The organism is Microvirga soli (assembly GCF_016734765.1).
GTDB lineage: Bacteria > Pseudomonadota > Alphaproteobacteria > Rhizobiales > Beijerinckiaceae > Microvirga > Microvirga soli.
On record NZ_JAERQE010000012.1, the window covers coordinates 84857 to 97878 of the forward strand.

At 62.1% G+C, this 13022-nt stretch carries 23 protein-coding genes; all 23 read left to right on the plus strand.

Annotated features, from left to right (window positions below; genetic code table 11):
* Window positions 1-30: 30 nt before the first annotated feature.
* The 23 genes from rpsG to rpmD all read left to right on the plus strand — a co-directional run bounded on the left by rpsG (window position 31) and on the right by rpmD (window position 13021).
* Entirely contained in the window at window positions 31-501 is a 471-nt protein-coding gene (gene rpsG, locus JKL45_RS12795; RefSeq protein ID WP_036350590.1) for a 30S ribosomal protein S7, read from the plus strand.
* Window positions 502-520: 19 nt separating this feature from the next.
* Window positions 521-2596 (plus strand): elongation factor G, encoded by a 2076-nt coding sequence (gene fusA / locus JKL45_RS12800; protein WP_201861514.1) that lies wholly within the window; start codon window positions 521-523, stop codon window positions 2594-2596.
* Between the two features lie 44 nt (window positions 2597-2640).
* Window positions 2641-3831: an elongation factor Tu gene (tuf, locus tag JKL45_RS12805; protein WP_196262278.1), complete on the plus strand. Its 1191-nt coding sequence runs from the start codon at window positions 2641-2643 to the stop codon at window positions 3829-3831.
* A 68-nt stretch (window positions 3832-3899) separates the two neighbouring features.
* Window positions 3900-4208 carry a 30S ribosomal protein S10 gene (rpsJ, locus tag JKL45_RS12810; RefSeq protein WP_009764298.1) on the plus strand — a complete coding sequence of 103 codons (309 nt, stop codon included), beginning with the start codon at window positions 3900-3902 and terminating at the stop codon, window positions 4206-4208.
* A gap of 46 nt (window positions 4209-4254) precedes the next feature.
* On the plus strand, window positions 4255-4983 hold the full coding sequence (gene rplC / locus JKL45_RS12815) for a 50S ribosomal protein L3 (RefSeq protein ID WP_201861515.1): 729 nt from the start codon (window positions 4255-4257) through the stop codon (window positions 4981-4983).
* Complete coding sequence (rplD, locus tag JKL45_RS12820; RefSeq protein ID WP_201861516.1) at window positions 4983-5603, plus strand: 50S ribosomal protein L4; 621 nt, start codon at window positions 4983-4985, stop codon at window positions 5601-5603. The genes rplC and rplD overlap by 1 nt, the downstream gene beginning before the upstream one ends.
* On the plus strand, window positions 5600-5896 hold the full coding sequence (locus tag JKL45_RS12825) for a 50S ribosomal protein L23 (RefSeq protein ID WP_036352957.1): 297 nt from the start codon (window positions 5600-5602) through the stop codon (window positions 5894-5896). Before rplD ends, JKL45_RS12825 begins: the two co-directional genes overlap by 4 nt.
* 20 nt (window positions 5897-5916) lie before the next feature.
* Window positions 5917-6753: a 50S ribosomal protein L2 gene (gene rplB, locus JKL45_RS12830; protein WP_201861517.1), complete on the plus strand. Its 837-nt coding sequence runs from the start codon at window positions 5917-5919 to the stop codon at window positions 6751-6753.
* A 15-nt stretch (window positions 6754-6768) separates the two neighbouring features.
* Window positions 6769-7047: a 30S ribosomal protein S19 gene (gene rpsS, locus JKL45_RS12835; RefSeq protein WP_036352963.1), complete on the plus strand. Its 279-nt coding sequence runs from the start codon at window positions 6769-6771 to the stop codon at window positions 7045-7047.
* Between the two features lies 1 nt (window position 7048).
* A complete protein-coding gene (gene rplV / locus JKL45_RS12840) occupies window positions 7049-7429 on the plus strand; it encodes a 50S ribosomal protein L22 (protein WP_036352967.1) in 381 nt (126 codons plus the stop codon).
* Between the two features lie 11 nt (window positions 7430-7440).
* Window positions 7441-8145 (plus strand): 30S ribosomal protein S3, encoded by a 705-nt coding sequence (gene rpsC, locus JKL45_RS12845; RefSeq protein ID WP_036352970.1) that lies wholly within the window; start codon window positions 7441-7443, stop codon window positions 8143-8145.
* A 24-nt stretch (window positions 8146-8169) separates the two neighbouring features.
* On the plus strand, window positions 8170-8583 hold the full coding sequence (gene rplP, locus JKL45_RS12850) for a 50S ribosomal protein L16 (RefSeq protein WP_196262289.1): 414 nt from the start codon (window positions 8170-8172) through the stop codon (window positions 8581-8583).
* Window positions 8584-8593: 10 nt separating this feature from the next.
* The gene (gene rpmC, locus JKL45_RS12855) at window positions 8594-8806 is read left to right on the plus strand and encodes a 50S ribosomal protein L29 (RefSeq protein ID WP_190846515.1); all 213 of its coding nucleotides are present in this window, start codon (window positions 8594-8596) and stop codon (window positions 8804-8806) included.
* Window positions 8807-8818: 12 nt separating this feature from the next.
* On the plus strand, window positions 8819-9058 hold the full coding sequence (gene rpsQ, locus JKL45_RS12860; protein ID WP_099511396.1) for a 30S ribosomal protein S17: 240 nt from the start codon (window positions 8819-8821) through the stop codon (window positions 9056-9058).
* Window positions 9059-9221: 163 nt separating this feature from the next.
* The gene (gene rplN / locus JKL45_RS12865) at window positions 9222-9590 is read left to right on the plus strand and encodes a 50S ribosomal protein L14 (protein ID WP_009764309.1); all 369 of its coding nucleotides are present in this window, start codon (window positions 9222-9224) and stop codon (window positions 9588-9590) included.
* Window positions 9590-9907, plus strand: coding sequence for a 50S ribosomal protein L24 (gene rplX / locus JKL45_RS12870; RefSeq protein ID WP_036352982.1), 318 nt, complete (start codon window positions 9590-9592; stop codon window positions 9905-9907). The genes rplN and rplX overlap by 1 nt, the downstream gene beginning before the upstream one ends.
* Window positions 9900-10466 (plus strand): 50S ribosomal protein L5, encoded by a 567-nt coding sequence (gene rplE, locus JKL45_RS12875; protein ID WP_201861518.1) that lies wholly within the window; start codon window positions 9900-9902, stop codon window positions 10464-10466. The genes rplX and rplE overlap by 8 nt, the downstream gene beginning before the upstream one ends.
* 39 nt (window positions 10467-10505) lie before the next feature.
* Complete coding sequence (gene rpsN / locus JKL45_RS12880; RefSeq protein ID WP_036352989.1) at window positions 10506-10811, plus strand: 30S ribosomal protein S14; 306 nt, start codon at window positions 10506-10508, stop codon at window positions 10809-10811.
* A 14-nt stretch (window positions 10812-10825) separates the two neighbouring features.
* Window positions 10826-11221 (plus strand): 30S ribosomal protein S8, encoded by a 396-nt coding sequence (rpsH, locus tag JKL45_RS12885; protein ID WP_036352993.1) that lies wholly within the window; start codon window positions 10826-10828, stop codon window positions 11219-11221.
* Between the two features lie 36 nt (window positions 11222-11257).
* The gene (gene rplF, locus JKL45_RS12890; RefSeq protein ID WP_201861519.1) at window positions 11258-11791 is read left to right on the plus strand and encodes a 50S ribosomal protein L6; all 534 of its coding nucleotides are present in this window, start codon (window positions 11258-11260) and stop codon (window positions 11789-11791) included.
* A gap of 12 nt (window positions 11792-11803) precedes the next feature.
* Entirely contained in the window at window positions 11804-12166 is a 363-nt protein-coding gene (rplR, locus tag JKL45_RS12895; RefSeq protein WP_190846512.1) for a 50S ribosomal protein L18, read from the plus strand.
* Window positions 12167-12230: 64 nt separating this feature from the next.
* On the plus strand, window positions 12231-12800 hold the full coding sequence (rpsE, locus tag JKL45_RS12900; protein ID WP_099511403.1) for a 30S ribosomal protein S5: 570 nt from the start codon (window positions 12231-12233) through the stop codon (window positions 12798-12800).
* Between the two features lie 14 nt (window positions 12801-12814).
* Complete coding sequence (gene rpmD / locus JKL45_RS12905) at window positions 12815-13021, plus strand: 50S ribosomal protein L30 (protein ID WP_201861520.1); 207 nt, start codon at window positions 12815-12817, stop codon at window positions 13019-13021.
* The last annotated feature ends 1 nt before the right edge of the window (window position 13022 follow it).

A 13022-nucleotide genomic window follows, 5' to 3' on the forward strand; every position in this document is an offset into this window, starting at 1 on the left:
GTCAACTGTATTTGAGGTCGGAGCTAGCTCATGTCCCGCCGCCATAGCGCCGAAAAGCGTGAGATCATCCCGGACGCCAAGTTCGGCGATATCGTCGTCACGAAGTTCATGAATTCCATCATGTACGACGGCAAGAAGTCCGCTGCAGAGAGCATCGTTTACGGTGCGTTCGACAGCATCGAAAGCCGTGCCAAGGCGAACCCGCTTGAGGTCTTCAAGCAGGCCCTCGACAACGTCGCTCCGGCAATCGAGGTTCGTTCCCGCCGCGTCGGCGGTGCGACCTACCAGGTCCCGGTCGAGGTTCGCACCGAGCGCCGTCAGGCTCTGGCGATCCGCTGGATCATTCAGGCCGCTCGCGGCCGTAACGACAAGACCATGATCGAGCGTCTCTCTGCTGAGCTGCTCGATGCCTCGAACAACCGCGGCAATGCCGTGAAAAAGCGCGAAGACACCCACCGTATGGCGGAAGCCAACCGTGCGTTCTCGCATTACCGCTGGTAAAGGTCTGAGGAGCTGAGCGATGCCCCGCACGCACGCGATTGAGGACTACCGCAACTTCGGCATCATGGCCCACATCGATGCCGGCAAGACCACCACGACCGAGCGCATCCTTTACTACACCGGTAAGTCCCACAAGATCGGTGAAGTGCACGAGGGTGCCGCCACCATGGACTGGATGGAGCAGGAGCAGGAGCGTGGCATCACGATCACGTCCGCTGCGACCACCTGCTTTTGGAACGACAAGCGCCTGAACATCATCGACACCCCCGGCCACGTCGACTTCACCATCGAAGTCGAGCGTTCGCTGCGTGTGCTCGACGGCGCTGTCTGCGTTCTCGACGGCAACCAGGGCGTCGAACCCCAGACCGAGACCGTGTGGCGTCAGGCCGACAAGTACGACGTTCCCCGTGTCGTGTTCGTCAACAAGATGGACAAGACCGGCGCGAACTTCTTCAGCTGCGTCGCCGATATCATCAAGCGCGTGGCCGGCAAGCCTGTCTGCCTCCAGATCCCGATCGGTGCGGAGAGCGATTTCCGCGGCATGGTCGATCTGATCAAGATGAAGGCCCTTGTCTGGTCCGGCGAGGCGCTCGGCGCCAGCTTCGACGAAGTCGAGATCCCGGACGACCTGAAGGACCAGGCTCTCGAGTATCGTGCAAAGCTCGTCGAAGCTGCGGTGGAGATGGACGACGACGCTCTGGCGGCTTATCTCGACGGCCAGGAGCCGGACGAGACCACCTTGCGTCGCCTGATCCGTACGGCCGTGCAGCGTCGTGCCTTCCATCCGGTGCTCTGCGGCTCCGCGTTCAAGAACAAGGGCGTGCAGCCCCTGCTCGACGCCGTCGTGGACTTCCTGCCGTCCCCGGCAGACCGTGAGGCTATCCAGGGCATCGACTTCAAGACCGAAGAGCCGACGATCCGCAGGCCGACCGACGAGGAAGGCTTCTCCATGCTTGCCTTCAAGATCATGGATGACCCCTTCGTTGGTACGATCACCTTCTGCCGCGTCTATTCCGGCAAGGTGAACGCTGGCGATACGCTGCTCAACTCGTCACGCGACAAGAAAGAGCGCGTTGGCCGCATGCTTCTGATGCATGCGAACAACCGTGAGGACATCAAGGAAGCCTATGCTGGCGATATCGTCGCTCTCGCAGGTCTCAAGGAAGTCCGCACTGGCGACACGCTGTGCGACCCGAGCAAGGCTGTTATCTTGGAGCGCATGGAGTTCCCGGAACCGGTGATCGAGATCGCCATCGAGCCGAAGTCGAAGGCCGACCAGGAGAAGCTGGGCCTTGCCCTGTCGAAGCTGGCCGCTGAGGACCCGTCCTTCCGCGTCTCCACCGACCAGGAGTCGGGCCAGACGATCCTGAAGGGCATGGGCGAGCTTCACCTCGACATCAAGGTCGACATTCTCCGTCGTACCTACAAGGTCGATGCGAATATCGGCGCTCCGCAGGTCGCCTATCGTGAGACGGTCACGAAGAAGGCCGAGATCGACTACACCCACAAGAAGCAGACCGGCGGTACGGGCCAGTTCGCCCGCGTCAAGATCGTCGTTCAGCCGAACGAGCAGGGCGCAGGCTTTGCCTTCGAGTCGAAGATCGTCGGCGGCGCGGTGCCTAAGGAGTACATCCCGGGCGTCGAGAAGGGCCTGCAGTCGGTCGTGGGTGCTGGCGTCGTCGCCGGCTTCCCGGTGGTCGATCTCAAGGTCGAGCTCGTCGACGGTGCCTTCCACGAAGTCGACTCGTCGGCCCTGGCCTTCGAAATCGCCTCTCGCGCTGCTCTGCGTGAAGCCCTCCAGAAGGGTGGATCGGTTCTCCTCGAGCCGGTGATGAAGGTCGAGGTCACGACTCCGGAAGACTATACGGGTTCGGTGATCGGCGATCTGAACTCCCGCCGTGGTCAGATCCAGGGTCAGGACATGCGCGGCAACGCCGTGGTAATCAACGCGATGGTCCCGCTCGCCAACATGTTCGGCTACGTCAATACCCTGCGCGGCATGAGCCAGGGTCGTGCGAGCTACACCATGCAGTTCGACCACTACGAGCAGGTGCCGTCGAACGTGGCTGCCGAGGTTCAGGCGAAGTACGCCTGAACCCATTAAGCGAAATTTGAACGATCAAAGGAACGGGTGCCACGATGGCGAAGGAAAAGTTTGAGCGCAATAAGCCGCACTGCAACATTGGGACGATTGGTCACGTGGACCATGGCAAGACGTCTCTGACGGCGGCGATCACGAAGGTTCTGGCGGAGTCGGGCGGGGCGACGTTTACGGCGTACGACCAGATCGACAAGGCGCCGGAAGAGAAGGCGCGCGGCATCACGATCTCGACCGCTCACGTGGAGTACGAGACCAAGAACCGTCACTATGCCCACGTGGACTGCCCCGGCCACGCCGACTACGTGAAGAACATGATCACGGGTGCGGCCCAGATGGACGGCGCGATCCTGGTGGTGTCGTCGGCCGACGGCCCGATGCCGCAGACCCGCGAGCACATCCTGCTGGCCCGCCAGGTGGGCGTGCCCGCCCTGGTGGTGTTCATGAACAAGGTCGACATGGTCGACGACGCCGAGCTGCTCGACCTGGTTGAGCTCGAGGTGCGCGAGCTTCTGTCGAAGTACGACTTCCCGGGCGACGACATCCCGATCGTGAAGGGCTCGGCTCTTTGCGCTCTGGAGGACCGCCAGCCTGAGATCGGCCGCGATGCGGTTCTCAAGCTGATGGCCGAGGTGGATGCCTACATCCCGCAGCCTGAGCGTCCGATCGACCAGCCGTTCCTGATGCCGATCGAGGACGTGTTCTCGATCTCGGGCCGCGGCACGGTGGTGACGGGTCGGGTGGAGCGCGGCATTGTGAAGGTCGGTGAGGAAGTGGAGATCGTGGGCCTGAAGGCGACGGTCAAGACGACGGTCACGGGCGTTGAGATGTTCCGCAAGCTGCTCGACCAGGGCCAGGCGGGCGACAACGTGGGCGTTCTGCTGCGCGGCACGAAGCGCGAGGACGTGGAGCGCGGCCAGGTGCTGTGCAAGCCGGGCTCGATCAAGCCGCACACGAAGTTCAAGGCCGAGGCCTACATCCTGACGAAGGAAGAGGGCGGCCGTCATACGCCGTTCTTCGGCAACTACCGTCCGCAGTTCTACTTCCGCACGACGGACGTGACGGGCGTGGTGACGCTGCCTGAGGGCACCGAGATGGTGATGCCGGGCGACAACATCACCATGGAAGTGACACTGATTGCGCCGATCGCCATGGAAGAGAAGCTGCGCTTCGCCATCCGTGAAGGCGGCCGTACCGTCGGCGCCGGCGTCGTCGCCGCCGTGATGGATTGATAGATAGAGGATCAAAGGACAGCGGCCGGGTTACGGCTCGGTCGCTTCCCTTGTTGAATGGATAAGCCATGAACGGTCAAAACATTCGTATTCGCCTTAAGGCGTTCGACCATCGGATCCTCGACGCTTCGACACGGGAAATCGTGTCGACCGCGAAGCGGACCGGCGCTCAGGTTCGCGGGCCCATCCCGCTGCCGACGCGCATCGAGCGCTTTACGGTGCTTCGCTCGCCGCACATCGACAAGAAGTCGCGCGAGCAGTTCGAGATGCGCACTCACAAGCGTGTGCTCGATATCGTGGACCCCACCCCGCAGACGGTTGATGCCCTTATGAAGCTCGATCTTGCTGCTGGTGTGGACGTGGAAATCAAGCTCTAAGCCGTTAGGCTGGAGCTTTCGGTAGACACGCCGAGAGGATACGCACATGCGCTCAGGCGTCATTGCACAGAAACTAGGGATGACCCGCATCTTCACGGATGCCGGCGAACACATCCCCGTCACGGTTCTGAAGGTCGACAGCTGTCAGGTCGTCGCCCACAGGACCAAGGAAAAGAACGGCTATACCGCGCTGCAGGTCGGCGTCGGCAAGGCCAAGGTCAAGAACGTTTCGAAGGCCGAGCGCGGCAACTTTGCCGTCGCCAAGGTCGAGCCGAAGCGCAAGCTCGCGGAATTCCGCGTCTCCGAGGATGCTGTCATTCCGGTCGGCGCAGAGATCACCGCTGATCACTTCATTGCCGGTCAGTTCGTGGACGTCACGGGGATCACCACCGGTAAGGGCTTCGCCGGCGGCATGAAGCGCTGGAACTTCGGCGGACTGCGCGCCACGCACGGCGTGTCGGTCTCCCACCGCTCGATCGGTTCGACCGGTGGCCGCCAGGATCCAGGCAAGACGTTCAAGAACAAGAAGATGCCGGGTCACCTGGGTGTCGAGCGCGTCACGACGCAGAACCTGCGCGTGGTGTCGACCGACGTCGAGCGCGGTCTGATCCTCGTCGAAGGCGCCGTTCCCGGCGTTGCCGGCGGTTGGATCTTCGTCCGCGACGCGGTGAAGCGCAAGCTGCCTGCCGAAGTGCCGATGCCCGGCTCCTTCCGCACGGCCAACGACGCTGCGCCGGCCCCCCAGGCTGAGCAGGCCCAAGAGGAGAATGCGTGATGAAACTTGATGTCACCACGCTTGAGGGCAACACCGCTGGTTCGGTCGATCTGAACGAGGCCATCTTCGGTCTCGAGCCGCGCGCCGATCTTCTTGCCCGCTGCGTCCGCTGGCAACTCGCAAAGCGCCAGGCCGGTACGCACGCTGTGAAGAACCGGTCGCTCATCGATCGGACCACGAAGAAGGTCTACAAGCAGAAGGGCACCGGTGGCGCCCGCCACGGCGCCGCGAGCGCTCCCCAGTTCCGGGGCGGCGGTCGTGCCTTCGGCCCGCAGGTCCGCAGCCATGCTCACGACCTGCCCAAGAAGGTTCGCGCTCTCGCTCTGAGGCACGCGCTCTCGTCCAAGGCCAAGGACGCTTCTCTCGTCGTGATCGACGACGTGACGCTGTCCGAGCCGAAGACGAAGGCTCTCGTCGAGCGCTTCGGCAAGCTCGGCCTCGGCAACGCCCTGATCATCGGCGGCGCTGAGATCGAGACGAACTTCCAGCGGGCTGCTCGCAACATCCCGAACATCGACGTCCTGCCGGTGCAGGGCATCAACGTCTATGACATCCTGCGTCGCGAGAAGCTCGTTCTCACGAAGGCGGCTGTCGATGCGCTGGAGGCGCGCTTCAAATGAGCCTGGACCCGCGCCATTACGATGTAATCGTGAGCCCGGTCATTACCGAGAAGGCCACGGCCCTGTCCGAACAGAACAAGGTCGTCTTCAAGGTTCGACTGGATGCGACGAAGCCGCAGATCAAGGAAGCGGTTGAGAAGCTGTTCGATGTCAAGGTGAAGAGCGTTAATACGGTCCTCACCAAGGGCAAAGTGAAGATGTTCCGCGGCACCCGCGGCCAGCGGTCGGACGTGAAGAAGGCGGTTGTAACCCTCGCTGAGGGCCAGACCATCGACGTCACGACGGGCCTCTGATCGGTTGAGAGAGTGATCCGATGGCTTTGAAAACATTCAAACCAATCACCCCCGGCCTGCGCCAGCTGGTGATCGTGGACCGCAGCGAGCTCTACAAGGGCAAGCCGGTCAAGAAGCTGACGGAGGGCAAGAGCTCCTCCGGCGGCCGTAACAACATGGGTCGCGTGACCGTCCGCTTCCGTGGCGGTGGTCACAAGCGCACCCTGCGCCTGGTCGACTTCAAGCGTCGTGCCCGTCTGGGCGATGTGGCGACCGTGGAGCGGATCGAGTACGATCCGAACCGCACAGCCTTCATCGCGCTCATTGGCTACGCTGACGGCGAGCAAGCCTACATCCTGGCCCCGCAGCGTCTGGCTGTCGGCGATCAGGTGTCGGCTGGCGAGCAGGTCGACATCAAGCCGGGCAACGCGATGCCGATCGGCAACATGCCGGTGGGAACGATCATCCACAATGTGGAGCTGAAGGTCGGCAAGGGTGGCGCACTCGCCCGCTCCGCCGGCACCTACGCCCAAATCGTGGGTCGTGACCAGGGCTACGTAACGGTCCGCCTGAACTCCGGTGAGCAGCGTCTGGTCCATGGCCAGTGCTTCGCCAGCGTCGGTGCGGTGTCGAACCCGGACCACATGAACACCTCGATCGGTAAGGCTGGTCGTAACCGCTGGCTTGGCAAGCGTCCGCACAACCGCGGCGTTTCCATGAACCCGATCGACCACCCGCACGGTGGTGGTGAGGGCCGTACCTCCGGTGGTCGCCATCCGGTGTCCCCATGGGGCGTTCCGACCAAGGGCAAGAAAACCCGTTCGAACAAGCGGACCGACAAGTTTATCGTGTCGAGCCGTCACGCTCGGAAGAAGTAAGGATAGAGGCACGTCATGGCACGTTCGCTTTGGAAGGGTCCGTTCGTCGACGGCTACCTCCTCAAGAAGGCCGAGGCTGCCCGTTCCTCGGGCCGCAACGAGGTTATCAAGATCTGGAGCCGCCGCTCCACGATCCTCCCGCAGTTTGTGGGCCTCACGTTCGGGGTCTACAACGGTCAGAAGCACATTCCCGTCAACGTGAGCGAGGAAATGGTGGGTCATAAGTTCGGCGAGTTCTCGCCGACCCGCACCTTCCACGGCCACGCGGCGGACAAGAAGGCGAAGAGGAAGTAAGATGGGTAAGGCCGCGACTCCTCGCGCACTGAGCGACACAGAGGCACAAGCCGTCGCTCGCATGCTGCGCGTCAGCCCCCAGAAGCTCAACCTTGTTGCGGCCCTTATCCGCGGCAAGAAGGTTTCTGCAGCTCTCGCCGATCTCGAGTTCTCCCGCAAGCGCATCGCTCGCGACGTGAAGAAGTGCCTCGAGAGCGCCATTGCCAACGCCGAGAACAACCACAATCTCGATGTGGACGATCTCGTCGTCAGCCAGGCCTTCGTCGGCAAGGCGCTTGTCATGAAGCGCTTCCACGCCCGGGCCCGTGGCCGGGGTGCTCGTATCGAAAAGCCGTTCTCGAACCTCACGATCGTGGTTCGGGAAGTTGCCGAACAGGCATAAAGGAGAACCAGATGGGTCAGAAAGTTAACCCGATCGGTCTTCGGCTCGGCATCAACCGGACCTGGGACTCGCGCTGGTTCGCCGGCAAAGGCGAGTACGCCAAGCTGATGCACGAGGATATGGCGATCCGCGAAGCGCTGATGAAGCAGCTGAAGCAGGCCGCCGTTTCGAAGATCGTCATCGAGCGTCCGCACAAGAAGTGCCGCGTCACCATTCACTCGGGTCGTCCGGGTGTGGTGATCGGCAAGAAGGGTGCCGACATCGAGAAGCTCCGCAAGCTCGTCGCTAAGATGACCGACGCGGATGTGGCGATCAACATCGTCGAAGTCCGCAAGCCGGAAGTCGACGCGACGCTGGTGGCCGATTCCATCGCCCAGCAGCTCGAGCGCCGCGTTGCGTTCCGCCGTGCCATGAAGCGTGCCGTTCAGTCGGCCATGCGTCTGGGCGCCGAGGGCATCCGTATCAACTGCTCGGGCCGTCTCGGTGGCGCTGAAATCGCCCGCCTCGAATGGTACCGCGAGGGTCGCGTTCCGCTGCACACGCTGCGTGCGGATGTGGACTACGGTACGTCCACGGCTTTCACGACCTATGGCACCTGCGGCATCAAGGTCTGGATCTTCAAGGGCGAAATCCTTGAGCACGATCCGATGGCCCAGGACAAGCGGATGAACGACGAAGGAGGCCGCTCCGGTGGCCGCCGCGAGCAAGCGGCGTAACCGAGAGGTCAGGAGAGGTTTGCCATGTTGCAACCGAAGAAAACCAAGTTCCGTAAGCAGTTCAAGGGCCGCATCTCCGGCACCGCGAAGGGCGGCACGGACCTCAACTTCGGCCAGTTCGGCCTGAAGGCGATGGAACCCGAGCGTGTCAACGCTCGCCAGATCGAGGCGGCTCGCCGCGCCATTACCCGCGCCATGAAGCGCGCGGGCCGGGTGTGGATCCGCATCTTCCCGGACGTGCCGGTGTCGTCGAAGCCGACGGAAGTGCGTATGGGTAAGGGTAAGGGCGCTCCCGAATTCTGGGCGGCCAAGGTTAAGCCTGGCCGTATCATGTTCGAGATCGACGGCGTGTCAGAGGATATCGCTCGTGAGGCCCTGCGCCTCGGCGCTGCGAAGCTTCCGATCAAGACGCGCTTCATCCAGCGCATTGCCGAGTAAGGAGGGGATCATGAAGACCAAGCAGAGATTCTCTGATCTTAAGGCAATGTCCGCCGACCAGCTGTCGGATGAGCTGCTGAACCTGAAGAAGGAGCAGTTCAACCTCCGCTTCCAGCGCGCCACGGGCCAGCTCGAGAACACCGGACGCGTCCGTGAGGTCCGTCGGGACGTCGCCCGCGTCAAGACACTGCAGCGCCAGAAGGCCGCTGCGGCCAAGGCTTAAGAGGAAATCAAGATGCCAAAGCGCGTTTTGCAGGGCGTCGTTGTCAGCGATAAGCAGGACAAGACGGTCGTTGTGAAGGTAGAGCGTCGCTTTACGCACCCGGTCATGAAGAAGACCGTGCGTAAGACGAAGAACTACCATGCTCATGACGAGAACAACACTGCCAAGGTGGGCGACACGGTCTTCATCGAAGAGACCAAGCCGCTCTCCAAGCTCAAGACCTGGGTGCTCGTCGACCAAGCGAAGGCCTAAAAAGCCTTCCCTAGGGGTTGTCAATCGAGGGCGGCTCGTGTATACGGCCGCCTTTCTCGACATATGAAGGGCAGGGGACATTAGATCCCCGTCAGGCGTAGTCCGGGGGGCAATCCTGCCTTGGCCTGGAAACCTGTCTGAAACAAAGGAAAGGATCAAAGCCATGATCCAGATGCAGACGAATCTTGACGTCGCCGACAATTCCGGCGCCCGTCGCGTGATGTGCATCAAGGTTCTCGGCGGTTCGAAGCGTAAGTACGCTTCCGTGGGCGATATCATCGTCGTATCCGTGAAAGAAGCTATCCCGCGCGGCCGCGTGAAGAAGGGCGACGTCATGAAGGCGGTCGTCGTGCGCACCGCCAAGGACATCCGTCGCGCTGACGGTTCGGTCATCCGTTTCGACCGTAACGCCGCCGTTCTGATCAACAATCAGAAGGAGCCGGTTGGCACCCGTATCTTCGGCCCCGTTCCCCGTGAACTGCGTGCCAAGAACCACATGAAAATCATTTCGCTTGCGCCGGAGGTGCTCTAATGGCCGCGAAGATCAAGAAGGGCGATAAGGTCGTCGTCCTGACCGGTCGCGACAAGGGCAAGACCGGTGAAGTTGTCCAGGTGCTTCCGAAGGAAGAGCGCGCGGTTGTCCGTGGCGTGAACGTCGTGAAGCGCCATCAGCGCCAGACGGCAAACCAGGAAGCTGGCATCGTCTCGAAAGAGGCCGCCATCCATCTGTCGAACCTGGCTTACGCGGACCCGAAGGACGGCAAGCCGACCCGGGTTGGTTTCAAAGTTCTCGAAGACGGCCGCAAGGTTCGTTTCGCCAAGCGCTCGGGGGACCTGATCGATGGCTAAGGCTCAGGTGGACGGCTACACGCCGCGAATGAAGAAGCACTACGAAGAAGTGGTGCGTCCGAAGCTGATTGAAGAATTCGGCTACAAAAACCCCATGGAAGTTCCGTCGATCGAAAAGATCGTCCTGAACATGGGCGTTGGCGAGTCGACTGCGGACTCGAAGAAGGCGTCGGTGGCCGCTGCCGATCTCGCTCTCATCGCCGGCCAGAAGCCGGTGATTACCAAGGCCCGTAAGGCTATCTCGCAGTTCAAGGTTCGCGAGCACATGCCGATCGGTGCCAAGGTCACGCTGCGCAAGGCTCGCATGTATGAGTTCCTTGACCGCTTCGTGACCATCGCGCTCCCGCGCGTCCGCGACTTCCGGGGCCTGAACCCCAAGTCGTTCGACGGCCGCGGCAACTACGCAATGGGTATCAAGGAGCACCTGGTGTTCCCTGAGATCAATTACGACAGGGTCGAGCAGGTTTGGGGCATGGACGTCATCATCACCACGACGGCGAAGACTGACGATGAAGCCCGCGCCCTGCTGCGTCACTTCAACTTCCCGTTCCGGCAGTGAGGATAACTGTCCTCAAACGCGGACACTGGAGATAAAAGCATGGCTAAGAAAAGCGCTATTGAGAAGAACAAGCACCGTCGTGAGCTGGTGAAGAAGTTCGCCGGCCGTCGCGAGCGCCTCCTGGCGGTCGCCAACGACGAGTCGAAGTCCATGGAGGAGCGCTTCGAGGCGCGCCTCAAGCTGGCCGAGCTGCCGCGCAACGCGAGCCCGACCCGCATCCGCAACCGTTGCGAGATCACGGGCCGTCCCCGCGCTTACTACCGCAAGCTCGGCATGTCCCGTATCGCTCTGCGCGAGCTCGGCAACAAGGGTCTGATTCCAGGCCTCGTGAAGTCCAGCTGGTAAGGGGAGGGCATCATATGATCAACGATCCGTTGGGCGATATGCTCACCCGTATCCGTAACGCGCAGATGCGCCGTCGCGGGACCGTCTCCACCCCTGGCTCGAAGCTGCGCGCTCGCGTTCTCGAAGTTCTCAAGTCTGAGGGCTACATTCGCGACTATTCGCAGACCGAGTTCGGCAATGGCCGGACCGAGTTTTCGATTGAGCTGAAGTACTATGACGGCCAGCCGGTGATCCGCTCGATCGAGCGCGTCTCCAAGCCGGGCCGCCGCGTGTATGCCTCCGTCGACACCATGCCTCGCGTGGCCGACGGTCTCGGCATCACCATTCTCTCGACGCCCCAGGGCGTGATGGCCGATCACGAGGCCCGTGAGAAGAACGTGGGCGGCGAAGTGCTCTGCAAGGTCTTCTAAGGCCAGGCACCCGCACAGAACCACGAGGATTCGAAAATGTCACGAGTAGGCAAGAAGCCCGTTCCGGTTCCGTCAGGTGTGACGGCGACCGTCGACGGTCAGATGGTGAAGGTTAAGGGCTCGAAGGGCGAACTTTCGTTCCTCGTTCCCGAAGAAGTGCTGGTTGCTTTCGAGGACGGCGCCGTGTCGGTGAACCCGCGCGACGAGTCCAAGACGGCCCGTGCGAAGTGGGGCATGTCCCGCGCTCAGGTGGCGAACCTGGTCGAAGGCGTGTCCAAGGGCTTCGAGAAGCGCCTTGAGATCAACGGCGTCGGCTACAAGGCCGCCGTTGCCGGCAAGGTGCTGAAGCTGTCGCTGGGCTACAGCCATGACATCGACTACGCGATTCCGGCAGGCGTGACGATCACGACGCCGAAGCCGACCGAAGTCATCGTCGCCGGCATCGACAAGCAGGTCGTTGGTCAGACCGCCGCCGAGATCCGCGAGTATCGCGGTCCGGAGCCCTACAAGGGCAAGGGCGTCAAGTATGCCAACGAGTTCATCTTCCGCAAGGAAGGCAAGAAGAAGTAAGGACGACGTATCATGGCTGAGAAGAAAGGCGCTGAAGATCGCCGCAAGGCTCGTGTGCGCCGTGCGATCAAGAAAGCAGCGAACGGTCGTCCGCGTTTGTCGGTCTTCCGTTCGTCCAAGCAGATCTATGCCCAGATCATCGACGACGTGCGCGGCCATACGGTCGCTGCGGCTTCGACCCTCGAGACTGACCTGAAGGGCAAGCTCAAGACCGGCGCTACTGTCGACGCGGCGAAGGAAGTTGGCAAGCTCGTGGCTGAACGCGCGGTTGCTGCCGGCGTGAAGCAGGTCATCTTCGACCGCTCGGGCTACCTCTATCACGGTCGCGTTAAGGCTCTGGCCGACGCTGCCCGTGAAGGCGGTCTGGATTTCTAACGGCGGGTTCAATCCAAGCAACCCTTAGCGAGCGGGCCCGCCGCCCGCGCAAGTGAGAGGTCTCATGGCTAGAGAACCAAGAGAACGTGCTGATCGCGAAGAGCGCGACAGCGAATTCGTGGACCGCCTGGTCCACATCAACCGTGTCGCCAAGGTGGTGAAGGGCGGCCGTCGCTTCGGCTTTGCTGCTCTCGTCGTCGTCGGCGACCAGAAGGGTCGCGTCGGCTTCGGTCACGGCAAGGCTCGCGAAGTGCCGGAAGCCATTCGAAAGGCTACGGACGCTGCCAAGCGCTCCATGATCCGCGTTGCGCTGCGCGAAGGCCGTACGCTCCATCACGACGTGAACGGCCGCCACGGCGCCGGCAAGGTCGTGCTGCGTGCCGCTCCCCAGGGTACCGGCATCATCGCCGGCGGCCCAATGCGCGCCGTCTTTGAGGTGGTGGGCATGCAGGACGTGGTCGCCAAGTCGCTCGGCTCGTCGAACCCGTACAATCTCGTTCGCGCAACCTTCGATGCGCTCAAGAACGAGGACAGCCCGCGTTCGGTCGCCGCTCGCCGTGGCCTGAAGGTCTCGACGCTGCAGGCTCGCCGCCGTGACGCTGACACCAGCGAAGCCGCTGGCGCTGAAGCGTAAGGGAGACTTTGACCATGGCAAAGAATCCTGCTTCCGCAGCAAAGACCGTCACCGTTGAGCAGATCGGCTCGCCGATCCGCCGCGAGGCCAAGCAGCGTCAGACGCTGGTCGGTCTCAAGCTCAACAAGCTTCATCGTACTTCGACCTTGGAAGACACGCCTGCGGTTCGCGGCATGATCGAAAAGGTCAAGCACCTCGTGCGCGTTGTCGACGGGCAGTGAG

Bases quoted from the DNA above. Each gene is read 5' to 3' on its own strand.
- rpsG (WP_036350590.1), top strand. From the start codon at position 31: ATGTCCCGCCGCCATAGCGCCGAAAAGCGTGAGATCATCCCGGACGCC.
- fusA (WP_201861514.1), top strand. From the start codon at position 521: ATGCCCCGCACGCACGCGATTGAGGACTACCGCAACTTCGGCATCATG.
- tuf (WP_196262278.1), top strand. From the start codon at position 2,641: ATGGCGAAGGAAAAGTTTGAGCGCAATAAGCCGCACTGCAACATTGGG.
- rpsJ (WP_009764298.1), top strand. From the start codon at position 3,900: ATGAACGGTCAAAACATTCGTATTCGCCTTAAGGCGTTCGACCATCGG.
- rplC (WP_201861515.1), top strand. From the start codon at position 4,255: ATGCGCTCAGGCGTCATTGCACAGAAACTAGGGATGACCCGCATCTTC.
- rplD (WP_201861516.1), top strand. From the start codon at position 4,983: ATGAAACTTGATGTCACCACGCTTGAGGGCAACACCGCTGGTTCGGTC.
- JKL45_RS12825 (WP_036352957.1), top strand. From the start codon at position 5,600: ATGAGCCTGGACCCGCGCCATTACGATGTAATCGTGAGCCCGGTCATT.
- rplB (WP_201861517.1), top strand. From the start codon at position 5,917: ATGGCTTTGAAAACATTCAAACCAATCACCCCCGGCCTGCGCCAGCTG.
- rpsS (WP_036352963.1), top strand. From the start codon at position 6,769: ATGGCACGTTCGCTTTGGAAGGGTCCGTTCGTCGACGGCTACCTCCTC.
- rplV (WP_036352967.1), top strand. From the start codon at position 7,049: ATGGGTAAGGCCGCGACTCCTCGCGCACTGAGCGACACAGAGGCACAA.
- rpsC (WP_036352970.1), top strand. From the start codon at position 7,441: ATGGGTCAGAAAGTTAACCCGATCGGTCTTCGGCTCGGCATCAACCGG.
- rplP (WP_196262289.1), top strand. From the start codon at position 8,170: ATGTTGCAACCGAAGAAAACCAAGTTCCGTAAGCAGTTCAAGGGCCGC.
- rpmC (WP_190846515.1), top strand. From the start codon at position 8,594: ATGAAGACCAAGCAGAGATTCTCTGATCTTAAGGCAATGTCCGCCGAC.
- rpsQ (WP_099511396.1), top strand. From the start codon at position 8,819: ATGCCAAAGCGCGTTTTGCAGGGCGTCGTTGTCAGCGATAAGCAGGAC.
- rplN (WP_009764309.1), top strand. From the start codon at position 9,222: ATGATCCAGATGCAGACGAATCTTGACGTCGCCGACAATTCCGGCGCC.
- rplX (WP_036352982.1), top strand. From the start codon at position 9,590: ATGGCCGCGAAGATCAAGAAGGGCGATAAGGTCGTCGTCCTGACCGGT.
- rplE (WP_201861518.1), top strand. From the start codon at position 9,900: ATGGCTAAGGCTCAGGTGGACGGCTACACGCCGCGAATGAAGAAGCAC.
- rpsN (WP_036352989.1), top strand. From the start codon at position 10,506: ATGGCTAAGAAAAGCGCTATTGAGAAGAACAAGCACCGTCGTGAGCTG.
- rpsH (WP_036352993.1), top strand. From the start codon at position 10,826: ATGATCAACGATCCGTTGGGCGATATGCTCACCCGTATCCGTAACGCG.
- rplF (WP_201861519.1), top strand. From the start codon at position 11,258: ATGTCACGAGTAGGCAAGAAGCCCGTTCCGGTTCCGTCAGGTGTGACG.
- rplR (WP_190846512.1), top strand. From the start codon at position 11,804: ATGGCTGAGAAGAAAGGCGCTGAAGATCGCCGCAAGGCTCGTGTGCGC.
- rpsE (WP_099511403.1), top strand. From the start codon at position 12,231: ATGGCTAGAGAACCAAGAGAACGTGCTGATCGCGAAGAGCGCGACAGC.
- rpmD (WP_201861520.1), top strand. From the start codon at position 12,815: ATGGCAAAGAATCCTGCTTCCGCAGCAAAGACCGTCACCGTTGAGCAG.